Here is an 18,929-nt window from a genome sequence, read left to right as displayed (position 1 = left end):
TTGTGTCGACCGTACCTGCCGCTCCATCTGCCCCTCAGAGCCAGCCCGACCTCGTCGTCGTGGGCTCGGGATTCTTCGGCCTCACCATCGCCGAGCGAGCCGCCAACGAGCTCGGTCTGAAGGTGCTCGTCCTGGAGCGGCGTGACCACATCGGTGGCAACGCCTACTCCGAGTTCGACGCCGAGACCGGCATCGAGGTGCACAAGTACGGCACCCACCTGTTCCACACCTCGAACAAGCGGGTCTGGGAGTACGTCAACCGGTTCACCGCGTTCACGAATTACCAGCACCGGGTCTTCGCCAAGTACCAGGGCCAGGTCTACTCGTTCCCGATGAACCTGGGGCTGATCAACCAGTTCTTCGGTAAGTCCCACACCCCCGACGAGGCGCGCGCCCTGATCGCCGAGCAGGCCAGCGAGATCGCGACCGCCGACGCGAAGAACCTCGAGGAGAAGGCGATCAGCCTGATCGGCCGCCCGCTCTACGAGGCGTTCGTCAAGGGCTACACCGCCAAGCAGTGGCAGACCGACCCGACCGAGCTGAGCGCCGACATCATCACGCGCCTGCCGGTCCGGTACACGTTCGACAACCGCTACTTCAACGACACCTTCGAGGGTCTGCCGGTCGACGGCTACACCGCCTGGCTGAACAAGATGGCCGAGCACGAGAACATCGAGGTCCGCCTCGGCGTCGACTTCCTCGCCGTCGCCGACGAGTACAAGGGCAAGGTCCCCGTCGTCTACACCGGCCCGGTCGACGAGTACTTCGAGAACGCCGAGGGCCGGCTGTCGTGGCGCACCATCGACCTCAAGGCCGAGACGCTCGACGTCGACGACTTCCAGGGCACCGGCGTGGTCAACGCCAACGACGCCGAGCTGCCCTTCACCCGGGTGCTGGAGTTCAAGCACCTCCACCCCGAGCGCACCTACACCCCGGGCAAGACGATCGTGGTGCACGAGTACAGCCGCTTCGCCGAGGAGGGCGACGAGCCGTACTACCCGATCAACACCGCCGAGGACCGCGAGAAGCTGCTGAAGTACCGCGACCTCGCCAAGAAGGAGCCGATGGTCCTCTTCGGCGGCCGCCTGGGCACCTACCAGTACCTCGACATGCACATGGCGATCGGCTCGGCCCTGTCGATGTTCGATAACAAGATCAAGCCCCACTTCACCGACGGCGCGACCTTCGCGTCGGGAGGAATCGCAGAGTGACTTCCCTCAGCACCACCCAGACCGCGACCCGCCTGCTCCAGCGCCAGATCATGCCGCTGGACCGCGACATGGACGTGATGGCGCTCTACGTCGACCTCGAGGACGCCAACCTCGATGAGGACAAGTACGTCGTCGGCGGCGACCCCGCCGCCCGCGCCGTGCACAACGCGCAGATCCGGCAGGGCTCGGGCACCGGTCGCCGGGTCCAGCCCGAGCAGGTCGTGGACCGCACCCACTTCAAGGTGCTGTCGGGCCAGACCGTCTCGTTCGGCTCCTTCTTCAACGCGCTGGCGGCGTCGTACTGGCGTCGGTGGACGATCGTCGAGGAGGTCACCCTGGCGGTCACCGTCGCCGGCGCGGACGCGCACGTCATCGTCTACAAGTCCCTGGCCAACGGCAACAGCCAGCGCGTCGAGGCGATCGTCTCCGAGGCGGGGGAGAACACCTACACCTTCGACCTCTCGCTCGGTCCGTTCGTCGACGGCGGCTGGTACTGGTACGACGTCGTCGCGGGCGAGGAGCCGGCCGTGGTGTCGGCGCAGTGGACCGCCGAGGTCCCGGCCGAGCGTGCCGAGCACGGCACCACCGACCTCGCGATCACCACGATGAACCGCCCCGAGTTCTGCGCCAAGCTGCTCCAGCAGCTCGGTGACGCCGACCTGGCGCCGTACCTCGACACCGTCTTCGTGATGGAGCAGGGCACCAAGCTGGTCAAGGACAGCCCGGAGTTCCCCGCCGCCGTCGAGGCGCTGGGCGACAAGCTCCGGATGATCGAGCAGGGCAACCTGGGCGGCTCGGGCGGCTACGCCCGCGGCCAGCTGGAGTCCCTGAACAAGGGCACCGCGACCAACGTCCTGCTGATGGACGACGACGTCGTGTGCGAGCCCGAGGCCGTCATCCGCCAGGTGATCTTCGGCGACCTGGCCCGGCGCCCCACCATCGTGGGCGGGATGATGTTCAACATCTATTCACGCTCGCGCCTGCACAGCTTCGGTGAGATCGTCCAGCCCTGGCGGTTCTGGTGGCTGACCCCCGGTGACGCCTACGGCGCCTGGGACTTCTCCACCCGCAACATCCGGTCGGCGCGCTGGCTGCACAAGCGTTGGGACGTCGACTTCAACGGCTGGTTCTCCTGCATGATCCCGCTGAGCGTGATGAAGGAGATCGGCCTGTCGCTGCCGCTCTTCATCAAGTGGGACGACTCCGAGTACGGCCTGCGGGCCAAGGAGGCCGGCTTCCCGACGGTGACCCTGCCGGGCACCGCGGTCTGGCACGTGCCGTGGTCGGACAAGAACGACGCCCTGGACTGGCAGGCCTACTTCCACCACCGCAACCGGTTGATCGCGGCGCTGCTGCACTCGGTCTTCCCCAAGGGCGGACGGGTGCTGCGCGAGAGCCGCAACAACCAGATCGCCCACCTGGTCGCGATGCAGTACTCCACCGCGGAGCTGCGGCTTCAGGCGATGGAGGACGTGCTGGCCGGGCCCGAGCACCTGCACGCGATGCTGCCCACCCGCCTGGGTGAGGTCAACGCCTTCCGCAAGCAGTTCAGCGACGCCCGCCTGATCCCCGACCGCGAGGACCTCCCGCCGGTGCGCCGGGCCAAACCGCGCAAGAAGGACGCCGCCATCTCGGCGGTGCCGCGTCGGCGCGAGCAGCTGATCGCGGCCGTGATGGCGCCCCTGCGCCAGTTCCGCCCGACCCGTGCGATGGCCGAGGAGTTCCCCGAGGCGGAGATCCCCGCGATCGACGCCAAGTGGTACAAGCTCGCTGGCTTCGACTCGGCGATCGTGTCGATGAACGACGGCAGCTCGGCGGCGCTCTACAAGCGCGACCCGGAGCGCTACCGCGACCTGCTCAAGCGCACCCTGGTGATCCACGAGCGGTACCGCCGCGAGTGGCCGGCCTTGGCCGCCCAGTACCGTGCAGCCTTGAAGGACATCACGTCGCCGGAGGCGTGGACGGAGACGTTCAGGCCCTGGCTCGAGACCGACGAGTCCGGTGAGGCTGGCACGGCCGGCCACAGCACCGGGGGAGAGGCCTAGATCAGGTCATGAGTGACGTTGCGCCGGCGGTTCCCCGCCAGGTGAGGGTCGTCGAAGGTGAGCTCACGCCGCCCTCGGCCACCCAGGGGCTGTTGGAGGTCTTCCGACGGCGTTACCTGCTCAAGCTGCTGGTCGAGCGCGAGCTCGCGGCCCGCTACGAGGGCTCCGCGCTGGGCTTCATCTGGTCCTACATCAACCCCCTCAGCCAGTTCTTCATCTACTGGTTCATCATGGGCAAGATCATGGGTGCCCACGGGAACATCCCGAACTACCCGATCCACGTCTTCGCGGGCCTGATCATCGTGCACTTCTTCACCGAGACCTTCGGTGCCGGGACACGCTCGATCGTGCGGAACAAGCCGCTGATGACGAAGATGGCGCTGCCACGGGAGATGTTCCCGGTGGCGGCGATGCTGGTCTCGCTGGTGCACGTCGGCCCGCAGGTCGTAATCATGGTGATCGTCTGCCTCTTCTCAGGCTGGCACCCGGACATGATGACCGTGGTCGGCCTCGGCTTCGCGATCGCCTTGGCGATGGTGCTCGGCACCGCGCTCGCGCTGCTGTTCAGCGTGGCCAACGTCTTCTTCCGCGACTTCGGCAGCTTCGTCGGGATCATCACCAACTACGTCCGTTGGGGCGTGCCGATGGTCTACTCCTACGAGATGGTCCAGGCCCACCTGCCGAACTGGCTGGTCAACCTGTACCTCGCCGATCCGATCGCGATGGCGGTGCTCTTCATGCAACGCGCGTTCTGGACCACCACCGGCCATGACGCGCGCAACAAGCATCTGGCGATGATGCCGGACCACTTCATCGGGCGCGGCTTCATCGCGTTGGGCAGCAGCCTGGTGCTGCTGCTGATCGGGCAGTTGGTGTTCAGCAAGTTCGAGAAGCGGATCCCGGAGCGACTCTGATGGCTACAGCGATCAAGGTCGATCACGCGACCAAGAACTTCACCCTGCGCTACCACAAGACCTTCAAGCAGATGACGGTCGCGATGCTGCGCGGCCAGCAGATCAGCGACACCTTCACCGCCGTCAACGACGTCTCCTTCGAGATCGAGCAGGGCGAGTCCGTCGGCCTGATGGGGCTCAACGGCTCGGGCAAGTCGACCCTGCTGAAGCTGATCAACGGCACCATGCGGCCCGACTCGGGCGAGGTGCTCACCCGCGGCCGGATCGCCGGCCTGATCGCCACCGGTGCCGGCTTCCATCCGCAGCTGTCGGGGCGGGAGAACATCTTTCTCAACGCCGCCATCATGGGGATGAGCCAGAAGGAGACCCAGCGCAAGCTGGAGCAGATCGTCGAGTTCGCCGACATCGGCAAGTTCATCGACGCGCCGGTCGGCACCTACTCCTCGGGGATGAACTCCCGGCTGGGCTTCTCCGTCGCGGTGCACGTCGACGGCGACATCTTCCTTGCCGACGAGGTGCTGGCGGTGGGGGACAAGCCGTTCAAGAAGAAGTGCCTGGCCAAGATGGAGGAGATCCGCAACTCCGGCGTCACCCTGGTCTACGTCAGCCACGCCGCCGCCTCGGTCGCCCGGATGTGTGACCGCGTGATCGTCCTGGAGAAGGGCGTGATGGGCTACGACGGTCCGACCGAGGGCGGCATCCGCTACGTCGGCTACGAGGAGGACCTGGCGGTCAAGGGCACCGCGGCCGTCGACAACGAGCTGGGCGCCGACGTCTAGGCCCCGCAGCGCTCCTCCGCCGCGGCACAGCGGCACCCAGCAGCAGGCCCCTGGCCCCTCCTTCGGGAGGGGCCAGGGGCCTTTCTGTGCGAATTACACGCTTGTAATTTTACTTTAATCTGCGATTTTGCGGCGTGTCGAATGGAAATTGCAACGTTGTAGTTACTCACGGACCCTTCCCAAAGGGGTGTGACGGGTGTGAAAGTTGAGGCCTTGTGTGACTCTTCCCCGCACACCTGGAGCGTTTGTGATGCACCCTCAGAAGTTGCGATTCGTCGCCGGTACCCAGCAGATCCTGGTCATCGGTGCGGTCTTCGCCGCCCTCGTCCCGGCCGCCAACGTGGTCTCTTTGGACGTGGTCCGCGACCACCCCTCGGCCGGTCAGTCCGGTGACGACGGCTCGGTGGCGACCGCCCTGGCCGCCTACGAGTCGGTCGCCGACCAGGCCTCCGAGGTCCCCACCGGCGAGGTCGACCCGATCGTGCGGGAGATCCCGCTGACCGCCCCGGCCGCCGGGCAGCGCCCCGCGCTGGCCACCAGCGGGGGAGACGCTGCGCGCAGCGCCGTCTACCTGGCCGGCTCGGAGAAGCTCCGCGCCACCACGGTCGCCGACACCAAGACCGGCACCACCACGATCGTCAGCGACCCGCAGGACGTCACCGGCTTCGGCACCGTCGGCGTGACCTGGGAGCGCGGCCAGAACCTCTCCGAGGACGACATCGCCCTCCAGATCCGGACCAACACCGGCGGCACCTGGGGCGCCTGGTCCGACCTGGACTACCACGACGACCACGGCCCCGACACCGGCTCGGCCGAGGCCCGCACCGCCCGCCCCGGCACCGACGAGGCCCTGGTCGGCCACGTCGACCAGGTCCAGGTGAAGGCCGAGATCACCCAGGGCCAGGTCCCCCAGGACATGACCCTGGCCGTGATCGACCCGGGCAAGGCCACCTCCTCGGCCAAGCAGAGCCCGCAGATCAACACCAACGACCTGCCGACCGTGCCCGACGCCGCCCCCGACGCCTCGGGCAACCTGGTCGACTCCACCGGCACCGCCAACGGTGCGGCTGCCCACACCGACACCAGCACCGGCAGCGCCGACGGGCTCAGCCTGGCCGCCGCCGACACCGACCCGACCGACAGCGCCGCCGTCGCCGACGCCCTCGAGGGCGCCACCACCGACGACGCCCTCGACCTGGCCGCCACCTCGGTGGCCAAGCCGTACATCTACAGCCGCGCCCAGTGGGGTGCCGACGAGAAGATCCGCGAACAGACCGCGCCGTCGTACGGCACCATCCACGGCGCCTTCGTGCACCACACCGTCAACGCGAACGACTACACCGCCGCCGAGGTGCCGGGCATCATCCGCAGCATCTACGCCTACCACGTGAAGTCGAAGGGCTGGCGCGACATCGGCTACAACTTCCTGGTCGACCGCTTCGGTCGGATCTGGGAGGGCCGCTACGGCGGCGTCAGCCGCCCGGTCGTCGGCGCGCACACCGAGAACTACAACAACGACTCGTTCGCGATGAGCGCGATCGGCAACTACGACATCGCCCAGCCCTCCCAGGAGATCATCGGCGCGTACGCCGCCCTGTTCGCCTGGAAGCTGTCGCTGCACGGCATCTCGGCCTCGGCGACCAGCGCCAAGATCAGCGGCCGGACCTTCTCCAGCCCGATCATGGGGCACCGCGACACCAAGTCGACCGCCTGCCCGGGCAAGTACCTCTACGCCCGCATCCCCGACATCCGGCGCGCCACCGCCGCGCTGCAGAAGGGGTGGGCCTTCGCTGCCCGCAACGCCAACCTGGTCGGCAGCTCCTACCCCGACATCATCGCCCGACGCAGCAGCGACAAGCGCGGCGTGATCATCCCGACCAACGGCGTCTCCGGCTTCTCCGGGACCGTGTCCACCTTCGGCGGCAAGAAGAGCTCCTTCGTGCTCTCGCCCGACCTCAACGGCGACGGCAAGGCCGACGTGGTGGCCTGGAACGGGGCCGGCGACCTGGCCCTGCGGCCGGGCAACGGTGCCGGGGCGTTCGGCAAGGCGGCGTACAAGACGAAGGCCGCCCGCGGTCGCAACCTGATCATCCCGCTCGGCGACGTCAACGGTGACCGGAAGAACGACCTGGCCGCCCGCGACGCGAAGACCGGCCGGCTGGTGCTGCTGCTCGGCACCGGCAAGGGCGGCTTCCGCCAGGGCCGGATCGACAAGCGCAGCTTCAAGGCGTTCAACTGGATCGGCGCCGGCGACATCAACGGCGACAAGCGCGTCGACCTCGTCGTGCGTGACACCAAGGGCAACCTCTCCTGGCTGCCGGGCAACGGCCACGGCACCTTCGGCAAGAAGCGCAGCCTGGGCGGTGGCTGGCAGGGTGCCACCTCGCTGGCCGTGGCCGACTTCAACTTCGACGGCAGGGCGGACGTGATCTACCGCTCGGCCTCGACCAAGAAGGGCTATGTCCGCCTCGGCAACGGCGGCACCGGCTTCAGTGGCAACCTCGGCCCGTACGCCGGGTTCAAGACCGAGGGTCCGATCAGCGGTGCCACCCAGGTCGTCGGCGGCGGCAGCCCCGACATCCTCACCGTGACCAACGGCAACCTGCACCTGCTGAAGAAGACCACCGCGACCGACCTCGGCACCCCGGTGGTGACCAACCTCAACCTCGCCAAGGCCAACCTCGTGCTCAACGCCGGGGACTGGAACCGCGACGGCAAGGGCGACGTCCTGTACCGCACTACCGACGGCAAGCTCTACCTGACGCTGGGCAACGGTGCCGGCACCTTCTCCGGCGCCTACCTGCTGGGCAACTTCGCCGGCTACACGATGATCTCCGCCGTCGGCGACATGACCGGAGACGGCAACGCCGACCTGATGGCGCAGAACGCCAGCGGGATGCGGCTCTTCCCGGGCAACGGCAAGACCGGGGTGTCGACCAGCTACGCGGTCTACAACCGGATCGCCGGGTCGGCCCAGGTCCCCGGCGGGGCGTGGGACGCCGACAAGGCGCCCGACGTGCTGGTCCGCAACGGCAGCTCGCTGCTGCTCTACAAGGGCAACGGGCCGGGCGGCCTGAGCAGCCCCAAGGTGGTCTCCACCGGCATGGGCGCCTACGACTGGGTGATCGGCGTCGGACCGCTGGCCGGCAGCGGCCACTCCGACCTGGTCGTCCGCGACGGTGCGGGCACGCTGTACTCGCTGCGTGGCAAGAGCGACGGAACCCTGAGCCCGCGCCGGGTGATGGGCTACGGATTCAAGGGCTACGACCTGGCCGGCTAAGGCATGAGGAAGCGGTCCGTGACCCGCTCGGTCTCAGCGATGAGGTCGAGCCGGTCGGGATCGGCATGAGCGACCAGGACGACCGAGCCACCCTTCGCGAGTGGCCCGGTAAGGGAGACGATCCCCGGTGGGGAAGCCGGATTCGTCTCCGACAGGAGGCGGCCGTGTGCAGGGGAAGCCACGGCCGCCTCCCATAGCTGTGCCTGGGTCAGATCCGACCCGGCGAGCTCCACCGCCGGATCCGAGGGCCCCGGCGGGTCCAGTGCGATGAACGCGTCGGGCTGGCTCCACACCTCCACCCCGACATCGAGTACGCCGGCCGGCAACGGCTCGGCGAACCGGACGCCCAGCGGCCGCAGCGAACAGGCCAGCACCGTGATCGTGCCGGCCGAAGGGGCCCAGTCGGCCACCGTGTCGGGGCCGGTCACCACGACGTCGGGCCGGTCGTCGTCGACCAGGACCAGGCCGGTGTTGAGGGCGGCGCCGAGGAAGACGGTGCCCAGCCAGTGCGGTGGCAGGTCGATCCGCAGCCGCTGGCCGCGCTCGGCACCGAGCTCGTCGATCAGCAGCGAGCTGACCTTGGCCACCCAGTTGGCCCACGTCGTGGTGGAGAGCTCGACCCGCTCCCCGGTGGCCTCGTCGTAGAAGGTCACCAGCGGCTGGCCGGGATCGGTTCGGAGGCGGGCGGCGAGCACGCCGGCGAAGGTGGAGGTCGTCACGCCACCATTCTCCCCGCCACCTGCTGGTCCGGCGGACCCGCACCACCGTGCTGCCCTACCCTCATGGCTATGGCGATCGGCAAGCTCAACATCGACAACTTCTATGCCGTCATCCCCGCAGGCGGGGCCGGCACCCGGCTGTGGCCGCTGTCGCGGCAGACGGCGCCGAAGTTCCTGCGCGACCTGACCGGCTCGGGCAGGTCCCTGCTCCAGGAGACCTTCGACCGGCTCGAGCCCCTGGTCGACGACCGCTTCCTGGTGGTCACCGGCCACGCCCACGCCGAGGCGGTGCTCGACCAGCTCCCGGCGCTGGCCGGACGGATCCTGGCCGAGCCGACGCCGCGGGACTCGATGGCCGCGATCGGCTGGGCCGCCGCGGTGCTGGAGAACCAGGACCCCGACGCCGTGATGGGCTCCTTCGCCGCCGACCACGTGATCACCCGGGCCAAGAAGTTCACCGAGGCGGTGCGCGAGGCGGTGCAGGTCGCCCGCGACGGCTGGCTCGTCACGATCGGCATCCAGCCGACCTTCGCCTCCTCGGCGTACGGCTACATCCATGCCGTCGACGAGCTCGAGGGCTACCCGGCCACGCGCCGGGTCGACCAGTTCGTGGAGAAGCCGTCGGTGGAGGTCGCCCAGGGCTACCTCGACCACGGCGGCTACAAGTGGAACGCCGGCATGTTCGTGGTCAGGCCGAGCGTCCTGCTCGACCTGCTGGCCGAGCAGGACCCGGCGTTCGTGGCCAACCTGCGCCGGATCGCGGCCAAGCCCGACCAGGTCGCCCAGATCTGGCCGACGCTGCCCAAGGAGCCGCTCGACACCGCCGTGGCCGAGCCCGCCGCTGCCGCGGGCCGGGTCGTGATGGTGACGGCCGGCTTCGGCTGGGACGACGTCGGCGACTTCGACTCGCTGGCCACCCTGCTCGACGCGGCGCTGACCGTGGACAACGAGGGCCCCACCGTGCTGGGCGACGCCGCCCTGGTCCGCTCGATTGACTCCAGCGGCCTGGTGGTGCCCAACAGCGGTCGCACCATCGCCGTGGTCGGGCTGGAGGACATCGTCGTGGTCGACACCGAGGACGCCGTCCTGGTCACCACCCGGGCGCACGCCCAGCAGGTCAAGCAGCTCGTCGCCGGGCTGCAGAAGGACGGCAAGCCCGAGCTCACCTGAGCCACGGACGACGAAGGGCCGACCCCAGGGGGTCGGCCCTTCGTCGTGTGGAACAGGGAGATCAGGTGCTGATCAGCTGCTGCGCGTGATCGGTGCGATCACATCGCGTTGGGCTCGGGGGAGTCGACGTACGGGTACTTCTCCATGAACGTCTTCAGCGCGGCGCCGGAGATCTTGGAGCAGTACTGGAAGACGCCGAGCTGCTTGGAGGTGTCGGTCGTCGCCGTGCCGCCGGCCGACCAGTGCGTGATCGCGATGTGCTGGCCCTGGGGGAAGGTCGCGCCGCCCGCGTGCGCGGTGTCGGTCTGCGTCATGTCCTTGGGCAGGTTGCCCTGCGAGGTGTACCACGGCACGATCTTGAACTTGTAGCGCCAGTTGGACTCACCGGGGAACTTGGCCGCGATGGCGCGCAGCTGGGTCAGCTCGGAGCTGTTCTTGTTCACTGTCTCGTCGTACCAGACGATCGTGTAGCCGTGCTCCAGGTTGTGCACCAGGGCCTCGAGCTGGGGCCGCTCGTCCCAGGCGTAGAACTTCTTCGCCATCGCGACGGGGGCGACGCCGGCTTCGTTCCAGTGCGCGCCGAAGGCCGGCGGGGCGGTCGTGTAGGTCACCGTGGTGCCGGTCGCGACGTGCTGCTGGTTGCCTTCAGCGGCCTTGGTGGTGATGTCGGTGCACGAGGAGGCCGGTGCACCGATCGAGGCGAGGTTGGTGTCGGCGAACTGGCGCTCGTCCCACCAGTCCTTGACCGGCCGGTAGGCGGCGGCGACCACGATCAGCACGGCGACCAGGATCAGCGGAACGATGATGGTCAGCCCGCGTCGCTTGTCGGCATTCGACTGCTTCTTGCGGATGTCGTCGATAACCGCCCGACGTGAATTCTGGGCGGCGGTCTTCTTGGCCACGGGGCTTTCCTCGCTGTGGTGGTGCGTCAGTGCTGCACGGTGCAGGACGGGCAGAGTCTACGGAGTTTGCGGTGAGACGTGGGGACAAGCGTCTGTGAATGTGTCGACTTTCCAGCCGAACGCGAAGAACAGCGGCGCCAGACGGTCGGTGTCGGTGCCCGCGGCGAGGGCCAGCTCGACGGTCTCGCCGTCGGCCCCGACGGCGCTGGGATCGGCGGCGACGCCGAGCTCGGCCAGCGCCTCGATCAGGTCCGCTGCCGGCGAGGGCGCACCGAACGGGAGCCGGTCGGCGGGGTCACCCTTCAGTGCCCGTACGACGGCCTCGCGGGCGCCGTAGCCGAACAGGTCGGACCCCTCGGCCCGGATCAGCGCCCCGGCCCCGGTGCCGTCCTGATCGGCGGGCAGGACCAGGTCGGCGCGGCCGCTGATCACCGCGAACGGTCGCGCGCCGAGCTTGCCCTGGCCCAGCTCGGCGGCCGAGGCCAGCTCGTCGGCGACGGCCGGGGCGGTTACCACCAGCGGGTTGCCGTAGGCGTCCTCGACCCCGGCGAAGCTCTCCAGCACCGTCAGCCCGGCCGCCCCGATCGCGATGTCGGTCTGGCCGTCGCGCCAGGCCCGGCCGGCGGTGTCGGTGATGATCACGCCGAGGGTGAGGCCGGTCGCGGCCTGGAGGGCGGCGCGCACCGCGCGGGCGGTGGCGTCGGGGTCGGTGGGCAGCACCAGGATGGTGCCGGCCTCGACGTTGGAGGCGTCGATCCCGGCCGCGGCCATCGTCAGGCCGAGCAGGTTGCGCACGATCCGGGTGGGGCCGCGTCGGGCCACGATCCGGCGGGTCTGGCCCGGCAGCGCCTCGTCGCGGGTGGCATGGCGCTGAAGGCCCTCGGCCTTGCTCACCACCTTCGAGGTGATCACCACGATGTCGCCCTCGCGCAGTGCGCCCCCGTCGGCCGCGACAGCGGCGAGGAGGGTGGCGGCCAGGTCGTCGCCCGCGGCGATCTCGCCGACCCCGGCCGGGGCCCAGACGGTCAGCATCAGTGCGCCTGCCCGGGGCCGGAGGTGACGGCGGTGATCGCGGCAGCGGCCATCGCGGCGGTGGCGTCCAGGTCGCTCATCAGGAGCGGCACGGCGACGGTGGGCAGTCCGGCGGCGCTCAGCGGCTCGACGGCGTCGGCGTCGGCGCTGTCGACCAGCCAGGCGTCCAGCACGCCGCCGTGGGCGCGGGCGCCGTAGAGCCCGCCGACCCCGGCGGCGCTGACCTCGACACCGGCCGAGGTGAGCATCTGCTCGGCCATGCCGTGCACGTGGTGGCCCTTGATGATGGGGGAGAGGCCGACGACGCGGGCGGTGGTGGCGCGCAGCACCTCCCGGATCCCGGGCACGCCGAGGATGGTGCCGACCGAGACGATCGGGTTCGAGGGCGGCACGATCACCAGGTCGGCCCCGGTGATCGCGTCGGTCACGCCCGGCGCCGGGGTGGCCTCGTCGAGGCCGACGAAGAGAAGGGTCTCGGCCGGGACCGAGGCACGCAGCCGGATCCAGTACTCCTGGAAGTGGATCACCCGCTTGCCACTGGGGGACTCGGCGTCGGCGATGACGACGTGGGTCTCGGTGCGGTCGTCGGTCATCGGCAGGAGCGTGAGCCGGTCGCCGTACGTCGGCTCCAGCCAGCGCCGGGAGAGGGCTCGGGTGACGTCGGAGAGCGGGTAGCCCGCCTCGACCATCTGGGTGCGCACCAGGTGGGTGGCCACGTCGCGGTCGCCCAGGCCGAACCAGGTGTTCTCGATCCCGTAGGCGCTCAGCTCCTCGTTGACGTGCCAGGTCTCCTCGCGCCGGCCCCAGCCGCGCTCGGGGTCGATGCCGTCGCCGAGGGTGTACATCACGGTGTCGAGGTCGGGACAGATCTTGAGGCCGTGCAGCCACAGGTCGTCGCTGGTGTTGGCGATCACCGTGACCTGCGCGTCGGGGGCGACACCGGGCAGGGACCCTGACGCGATGCCGTGCAGCAGGCCGCGGAGGAAGCGGGCACCACCGACACCGCCGGACAGGACAGTGAGGGAACGCAGCGTCGAACTCATTGCCATATCCTCCCCCGAGCCCGTACCCAACATGCGGGGTGGTCGGGGGAGGCGTCGGGATCGCCTTCGTCACAGCCCTCGGGCTTGCGTGATGCTGTAGCAGACCTCGGGCTTGACTTGGCGGAACGACAGGCATGTAATTGCGCCTGTGTTGTTCTCCCTGATCCACACTTTCTCGGCACGATGAGAAGGGGCGGGTTCAGGGGCTTTCCGGGAGTCCACCCAGGGCTGCCAACACGCACGGGTCGAAAGGGCGAATGAACGATGAGAGAGCTGTTTCTCCTCGGACCTGACGCCGAGGAAGGCAACTGGCAGGAGCGTGCCCTGTGCGCGCAGACCGATCCCGAGGCGTTCTTCCCTGAGAAGGGCGGCTCGACCCGCGAGGCGAAGAAGGTCTGCCAGACCTGCGATGTCCGTGACGACTGCCTCGAGTCGGCACTGATGAATGACGAACGTTTCGGAATCTGGGGCGGTCTCTCCGAGAGGGAGCGCCGCAAGCTGAAGAAGCGCGCAGTCTGACCACCACGCGATGTGACGCGATGTGACGACCCCCGGCCCCGCCGGGGGTCTTCGCATTTCTGGGGTGTGGTCCACCGGGCTAGGGTCGTGCCTCGTGGAGCAGACCGGGGGGCGCGTAGCACTGGTGCTCGTCAGTCATGACGGAGCACGCTGGCTGTCGACCGTGATGGAGGGGATCGCGGCGCAACGCCGGGCCCCCGACCAGCTGGTCGCCGTGGACACCGGATCCCTCGACGGCAGCGCCGATCTGCTGCGCGACGCCTACGGCCAGGTCGAGGTGCTGAGCTCGACCACCTCCTACCCGGCGGCGATCGAGCACGCCCGCGCCCAGCTCCACGACGACATCGAGTGGCTCTGGCTGCTGCACGACGACTCCACCCCGGACCCGGCGGCGCTGGAGACCCTGATGATCGCCACCGAGGAGTTCCCCGAGGTCGACATCGTCGGTCCCAAGCTGCGCGAGTGGCCCTCGCTGCGCGGTCTGCTGGAGCTCGGCGTCACCATCTCCGGCACCGGCCGCCGCGAGACCGGTCTGGAGCGCGGCGAGTACGACCAGGGTCAGCACGACGAGATCCGCACCGTGCTGGCGGTCAACACCGCCGGCATGCTGATCCGGCGCAGCGCCCTGGACACCCTGGGTGGACTAGACCCGCAGCTGCCGATCTTCGGCAACGACATCGACCTCGGCTGGCGTGCTGCGCGGGCCGGACTGACCACGATGATCGTGCCCCAGGCCGTCGTCTTCCATGCCGAGGCCGCCCACCGCGGCCTGCGGCGCACCGCCCTGACCGGGCGCCATCCGCACTACCAGGAGCGCCGCGCGGCGCTCTACACGCTGCTGGCCAACTCCCGGGCACGCTCGCTGCCCTTCCAGCTGGTCCGGACGCTGTTCGGCTCGCTGCTGCGGGTGCTCGGGCTGATCCTGGTCCGCCAGGTCCCGCAGGCGCTCGACGAGCTCGCCGCCCTGGTCTCGATCTACCTCCGCCCCGGTCCGGTGCATGCCGCCCGCCGGGCCCGACGACAGCTCGACGCGGTGCCACCGGGACAGGTCAGGGCGCTGCTGGCGCCCTGGTGGCTGCCCTACCGGCACGGCCTCGACGCCGTCGGCGACCTCGCCTCGGCCCTGACTCACCAAGCCGCCGACGTCGCTGAACGCCGTCGGATCGCCGCGGCCGAGGCCGATCCCGCCTCCTTCGCCGCCCGGCACCACTCCACCGCGGGCGAGACCAGCGACCTCGACGACGAGGACGCGATGCTGCGCGACACCGGCGTGGTGGCCCGCTTCCTGACCAACCCGATCGCCGTGCTGCTCGGTCTCGGGGTCGTCGTCCTGCTGATCGCCACCCGTACGGCGTGGGGGACCGCTGTGGGCGGCGGGCTGAGCCCCGCCCCGAGCGGGGTGGGCTCGTGGTGGAGCCTGCTGGTGGACTCCTGGCACAAGCTCGGCCAGGGCACCGGCGTCCCGGCGTCGCCGTACCTCGGCCCGCTGACGCTGCTGGCCACGGTCCTCGGCGGCAAGCCTGCCGCCGCGGTCAGCGTCGTGCTGATCGTCTCCCCGCTGCTCGCACTGTGGGGCGCCTGGCGCCTGATGCGGGTGGTCGGGCGCCTACTCTCCATTCGCGGCGCGTCGCGCTGGCTGATCCTGTGGGGCTCGCTCGCGTGGGCCGCGGTGCCCCTGGTCTCCGGTGCCTGGAGCGACGGCCGGCTCGGTCCCGTGGTGGCCAGCGCGCTGCTGCCCTGGCTGGCCCATGCCGCTCTCGGCTTCGCCGACCCGACCGCCGAGCGACGCTGGCGCGCGGCCTGGCGCACCGGCCTGCTGCTCACCCTGATCGTCGCCTTCACCCCGACCGCCTGGCTGGTCTGTGTGCTGCTCGCCGTCGTCGTGGTGGCCGTCGCCCTGGTGCTGCTCCGGCTCCGTCCCGAGCGCACACTGTGGGGCCCGCCCGCGATCGCGATGGCCGTCCCCGTGGTGCTGCTCGCCCCGTGGTGGGTCTCGGCGCTGCGCCACGGCGCGGGCGTCTCGCTGCTGCTCGACGCCGGCCGACCGCCGGCCCACGCCGTCGACGGCTGGCACCTGGCCCTGGGCCGGATCACCGACCTGGGCGCCCCGTGGTGGCTGGGCCTGGTGCTCCCGGTGCTCGCCCTGCTCGCCCTGATCCCGGCCCGCACCCGGATCCCGGTGCTGGTCTGCTGGCTGGTCGGGGTGATCGCCGCGGTGGTCGCTCTGCTGCTCTCCTTCGTCGTGCTCCACTTCGGTGCGCAGGCCGCTCCGGTCGGCACCGGCTTCCCGATGGTGCTGCTGCAGGGCTGCGCGATCGTAGCGATCGTGGTCGGCACCCAGGGGGCGCTCGGTGGCGCGATGGCCGGTGGCCTGCGCGGCGAGCGCCGGGTGCTGGCGGGTCTGGTCGCCCTGGTTGCCGTCGTCCCGGTCCTCGGAGGTCTCGGCTGGGCTGCCGTGGGAGGCCACGGCGCCCTCGGTGACACCGTCAGCCGGGTGCTGCCGGGGTACATGCTGGAGGACTCCCAGAAGGGCGCCGCGCACGGCATCCTGGTGTTGCGGGGCTCGGTCGAGGACGGGGTGCGCTACGAGGTGGTCCGCGGTGAGGGCGTCACCCTGGGCCAGGACGAGGTGCTGGCACTGAGTAAGCCCCCGGCGGCGTTCGCCCGCCTGATCCAGACCTTCGTGTCGCGTCCTGACGAGGCCACCGTGACCAGCCTGGCCGCCAACGGCATCCAGTACGTCGTCGCGCCCGCCCCCGCCGACGCGACCGTGGCCGCCACCATCGACGCCACCGGTGGCCTCTCCCAGGCCAGCACGGAGTCGCGCACGACCCGCGCCTGGCAGCTCGACACCGAGCCCTCGGCTGTCGCTCTGGACGGGCCGTTCGACTGGCTGCGCTGGACGCTGCTGGTGATCGCCGGGATCGGCCTGGCGGTGGTCGTCGTGATGGCTGCGCCGAGCGTGGCGAGGAGGAGCCGATGAACCGCTCACGTCACGGCGGGCGCCGCCTGGACGCCACCGTCGTCCTGACCGCGGCGCTGCCGCTGGTGATCGCTGGGGCGCTCGCGCTGACCCGGCCCGACGCACCGCAGATCCTCACCACCGCGCCCTCCAGCGCGGCCCTGACCTCTGCGGAGGTGATCTGCCCCGGCGCGCTCTCGGCGAAGGCCTCGGGGGCGGCCACGCTCGCGCTCGGCTCGGCCACCGACGCCGGCACCACCGGCGCGGGCACCCTCACCCGGGCCCCGCAGGTGGCGCAGCAGCCCAGCGGGAGCCGCAGCGCCCCGACGAAGGTCGCGCTCACCGGGCAGCGGGTGCTGACCCGCTCCGCCGACACGGCCCCGGTCGTGGTCGGTGCCACCGGCGACGTCGCCCCTGGCCTGCTCGGCTCGGTGACCACCCAGACGCACCTGACCGCCTGGGACTGCACCCAGCCGCTGGGCGACCAGTGGTTCACCGGCGTCGGTGCCGGCCCCACCCAGGCGTCGGTGATCGAGCTGGTCAACCCCAACCAGGGTCCCGCGATCGCCGACATCGAGGTGCTCAGCGACGAGGGCCTGCTCTCGGTCCCCGCGCTGCGGGGCGTCGCCGTCGACTCACGCAGGTCGGTCCAGCTCGACCTGGGCGCCCTGGTGCCGCGCACCGGCGTGATGGCGCTGCACGTCAGCGTCGTGCGGGGACAGGTCGGTGTCGCCGTACGGGATCGGGGGGAGCGCCTGACCGGGGGGACCACCACCGAGGAGTGGCTGGCCCCGCAGGTCGCGCCCGCAGCGACCAGTCGGCTGCTCGGCCTGCAGTCGGGGTCGGGTCGGCACAGCCTGGTGATCGCGAACCCGGGTGAGGACCAGGTCACCGCCACGGTGAAGCTGATCACCGCCGACTCGACGTTCGCCCCCGACGGTCTCACGACCATCTCGGTGGCGCCGCACACGGTGGTGAGCACCGCCCTGGACGCGGTGCTGCGCGCCGACAAGGGCGGCGACGCCGTCGGTGTGGAGATCGATGCCAGTGCGCCGGTGACCAGTTCGCTGCGCTCGGTCGTCGACGGCGACCTGAGCTTCCTGGTGCCGGGCGAGACGGTCTCGGAGGCGACCACCCTGCTGGTGCCCGCCGGCGCGAAGAAGCTGGTCCTGGCCGGTGCTGACGCCCTCGGCGTGGCCACGGTGGTGGGCCGCGGTGCCGACGGCACGCAGCTGATCTCGCAGCGGGTCTCGCTGACCCCGAAGAAGGCGTCGGTGCTGACCCTGCCCGGCGGGGTGCGCTCAGTCGAGGTCACACCGGAGCGGACCGGGGTGAGTGGCGCGGTGCTGATCACCGGCACCGGGGGCGCGAAGGGGGCGGCGGTCCTGCGGCTGCGCACCCTGCAGCGTTCCGGTGCGGTGCCGGCGGTCTCCTTCGGCCCTTGAGCGGTCCCGGGGCCTCAGTCCTGCTGGTAGCGGGAGTCGATCACCTGCGGCTCGACGTTGAGCAGTTCGGCGACCTGCTCGATCACTACCGTCAGCACCATCGCCTCCAGATCCGAGCGGGTCTCGCAGCGATGCTCGATCGGCCGCCGGAACAGCACGATCCGGCTCGGCGTGGCACCGGTGCCACGGATCAGGGACGACAGCGGCACCTGGTCGGTGCGCCAGTCGTCGGGCACCTGCGGGGTGTCCTCGACCGCGTACTCGACCAGCCCCAGCCGACTCGACCAACGCCCGTCGATCTCGCTGATCACCGCCAGGGCGAGGGAGTCGAACCGGTCCCGCGCGGTGCGCAGCTTCGGAGTGCCCGGGACGACGGGCACCACCCCGGGGCCGCGCATGCCCCGACCGCGCCGATCCCGACGTGAGGGACGGTCCGAGCGGCGGTCGGGCCCGGGCGGGCCAGGGGTGTACGTGATCGGCACATCAGCGAGCCTAGTCAGCGAATCGAGGCGAAGCGGGTAACGTCACCGGTTGTGATTGCTCGTCGTTGTTCGCGCACGGCCTGCACCCGTCCCGCCGTCATGACCCTCACGTACGTCTATGCCGACCAGACCGCGGTGCTGGGACCCCTGGCGATCCATGCAGAACCCCATGCCTACGACCTCTGCTCGGAGCACTCCGAGCGACTCTCGGCCCCGCGCGGCTGGGAGGTCCTGCGGCTCGCGAACATCCCGACCGAGCCCGCCCCGAGCAACGACGACCTGCTCGCCCTGGCCGACGCCGTCCGCGAGGCGGGGCGCTCCACGCCCGCCGCTGCGCCCGAGCCGGAGGTCGGCGTACGGGAGACGAAGCGACACGGTCACCTGCGCGTGCTCAGCAGCGAGTGAGCCGAGTCGCTGACCGCGCCG

15 protein-coding genes are annotated in these 18,929 nt (G+C 70.3%); 10 read left to right on the top strand and 5 right to left on the bottom strand.

The window, feature by feature from the left end; all coding sequences use genetic code 11:
• The first annotated feature begins 2 nt into the window (after positions 1 to 2).
• The 5 genes from glf to Q1V88_RS15225 all read left to right on the top strand — a co-directional run bounded on the left by glf (position 3) and on the right by Q1V88_RS15225 (position 8,229).
• Entirely contained in the window at positions 3 to 1,211 is a 1,209-nt protein-coding gene (gene glf / locus Q1V88_RS15245; RefSeq protein WP_300682148.1) for a UDP-galactopyranose mutase, read from the top strand.
• The gene (locus Q1V88_RS15240) at positions 1,208 to 3,256 is read left to right on the top strand and encodes a glycosyltransferase (RefSeq protein ID WP_300682147.1); all 2,049 of its coding nucleotides are present in this window, start codon (positions 1,208 to 1,210) and stop codon (positions 3,254 to 3,256) included. The genes glf and Q1V88_RS15240 overlap by 4 nt, the downstream gene beginning before the upstream one ends.
• 8 nt (positions 3,257 to 3,264) lie before the next feature.
• On the top strand, positions 3,265 to 4,170 hold the full coding sequence (locus Q1V88_RS15235; RefSeq protein ID WP_300682146.1) for an ABC transporter permease: 906 nt from the start codon (positions 3,265 to 3,267) through the stop codon (positions 4,168 to 4,170).
• Positions 4,170 to 4,949, top strand: a complete 780-nt coding sequence (locus Q1V88_RS15230) for an ABC transporter ATP-binding protein (protein ID WP_300682145.1) — start codon at positions 4,170 to 4,172, stop codon at positions 4,947 to 4,949. Before Q1V88_RS15235 ends, Q1V88_RS15230 begins: the two co-directional genes overlap by 1 nt.
• A 265-nt stretch (positions 4,950 to 5,214) precedes the next feature.
• Complete coding sequence (locus Q1V88_RS15225) at positions 5,215 to 8,229, top strand: FG-GAP-like repeat-containing protein (protein WP_300682144.1); 3,015 nt, start codon at positions 5,215 to 5,217, stop codon at positions 8,227 to 8,229.
• Here the strand turns inward: Q1V88_RS15225 and Q1V88_RS15220 are convergent.
• Positions 8,226 to 8,948 carry a TIGR03089 family protein gene (locus Q1V88_RS15220; protein ID WP_300682143.1) on the bottom strand — a complete coding sequence of 241 codons (723 nt, stop codon included), beginning with the start codon at positions 8,946 to 8,948 and terminating at the stop codon, positions 8,226 to 8,228. The genes Q1V88_RS15225 and Q1V88_RS15220 overlap by 4 nt on opposite strands.
• A 69-nt stretch (positions 8,949 to 9,017) precedes the next feature.
• On the opposite strand from Q1V88_RS15220, the gene Q1V88_RS15215 reads away from it, so the two are divergent.
• Positions 9,018 to 10,118 (top strand): sugar phosphate nucleotidyltransferase, encoded by a 1,101-nt coding sequence (locus Q1V88_RS15215; RefSeq protein ID WP_300682142.1) that lies wholly within the window; start codon positions 9,018 to 9,020, stop codon positions 10,116 to 10,118.
• A 98-nt stretch (positions 10,119 to 10,216) separates the two neighbouring features.
• On the opposite strand, the gene Q1V88_RS15210 is transcribed toward Q1V88_RS15215, so the two are convergent.
• The 3 genes from Q1V88_RS15210 to cofD are packed head-to-tail and all read right to left on the bottom strand — an operon-like array spanning position 10,217 to position 13,095.
• Complete coding sequence (locus tag Q1V88_RS15210) at positions 10,217 to 11,020, bottom strand: DUF3105 domain-containing protein (RefSeq protein ID WP_300682141.1); 804 nt, start codon at positions 11,018 to 11,020, stop codon at positions 10,217 to 10,219.
• Between the two features lie 57 nt (positions 11,021 to 11,077).
• Complete coding sequence (cofE, locus tag Q1V88_RS15205) at positions 11,078 to 12,052, bottom strand: coenzyme F420-0:L-glutamate ligase (RefSeq protein WP_300682140.1); 975 nt, start codon at positions 12,050 to 12,052, stop codon at positions 11,078 to 11,080.
• Positions 12,052 to 13,095: a 2-phospho-L-lactate transferase gene (gene cofD / locus Q1V88_RS15200; protein ID WP_300682139.1), complete on the bottom strand. Its 1,044-nt coding sequence runs from the start codon at positions 13,093 to 13,095 to the stop codon at positions 12,052 to 12,054. The genes cofE and cofD overlap by 1 nt, the downstream gene beginning before the upstream one ends.
• Positions 13,096 to 13,359: 264 nt before the next feature.
• Here cofD and Q1V88_RS15195 point away from each other — a divergent pair, with 264 nt between their 5' ends.
• The 3 genes from Q1V88_RS15195 to Q1V88_RS15185 all read left to right on the top strand — a co-directional run bounded on the left by Q1V88_RS15195 (position 13,360) and on the right by Q1V88_RS15185 (position 18,021).
• Positions 13,360 to 13,614 carry a WhiB family transcriptional regulator gene (locus Q1V88_RS15195; RefSeq protein WP_300682138.1) on the top strand — a complete coding sequence of 85 codons (255 nt, stop codon included), beginning with the start codon at positions 13,360 to 13,362 and terminating at the stop codon, positions 13,612 to 13,614.
• A gap of 94 nt (positions 13,615 to 13,708) precedes the next feature.
• A complete protein-coding gene (locus Q1V88_RS15190) occupies positions 13,709 to 16,597 on the top strand; it encodes a glycosyltransferase family 2 protein (protein ID WP_300682137.1) in 2,889 nt (962 codons plus the stop codon).
• Positions 16,594 to 18,021, top strand: a complete 1,428-nt coding sequence (locus Q1V88_RS15185; protein WP_300682136.1) for a DUF5719 family protein — start codon at positions 16,594 to 16,596, stop codon at positions 18,019 to 18,021. The genes Q1V88_RS15190 and Q1V88_RS15185 overlap by 4 nt, the downstream gene beginning before the upstream one ends.
• 14 nt (positions 18,022 to 18,035) lie before the next feature.
• Here Q1V88_RS15185 and Q1V88_RS15180 read toward each other — a convergent pair whose 3' ends face one another.
• Positions 18,036 to 18,503, bottom strand: coding sequence for a metallopeptidase family protein (locus Q1V88_RS15180; RefSeq protein WP_300682135.1), 468 nt, complete (start codon positions 18,501 to 18,503; stop codon positions 18,036 to 18,038).
• A 51-nt stretch (positions 18,504 to 18,554) separates the two neighbouring features.
• Between Q1V88_RS15180 and Q1V88_RS15175 the strand changes: the two genes are divergently transcribed.
• Complete coding sequence (locus tag Q1V88_RS15175; RefSeq protein WP_300682134.1) at positions 18,555 to 18,908, top strand: DUF3499 domain-containing protein; 354 nt, start codon at positions 18,555 to 18,557, stop codon at positions 18,906 to 18,908.
• The last annotated feature ends 21 nt before the right edge of the window (positions 18,909 to 18,929 follow it).

The sequence above is a fragment of the Nocardioides sp. genome, from assembly GCF_030150155.1.
Lineage (GTDB): Bacteria > Actinomycetota > Actinomycetes > Propionibacteriales > Nocardioidaceae > Nocardioides.
This window is presented reverse-complemented; position numbering and strand designations above follow the sequence as displayed.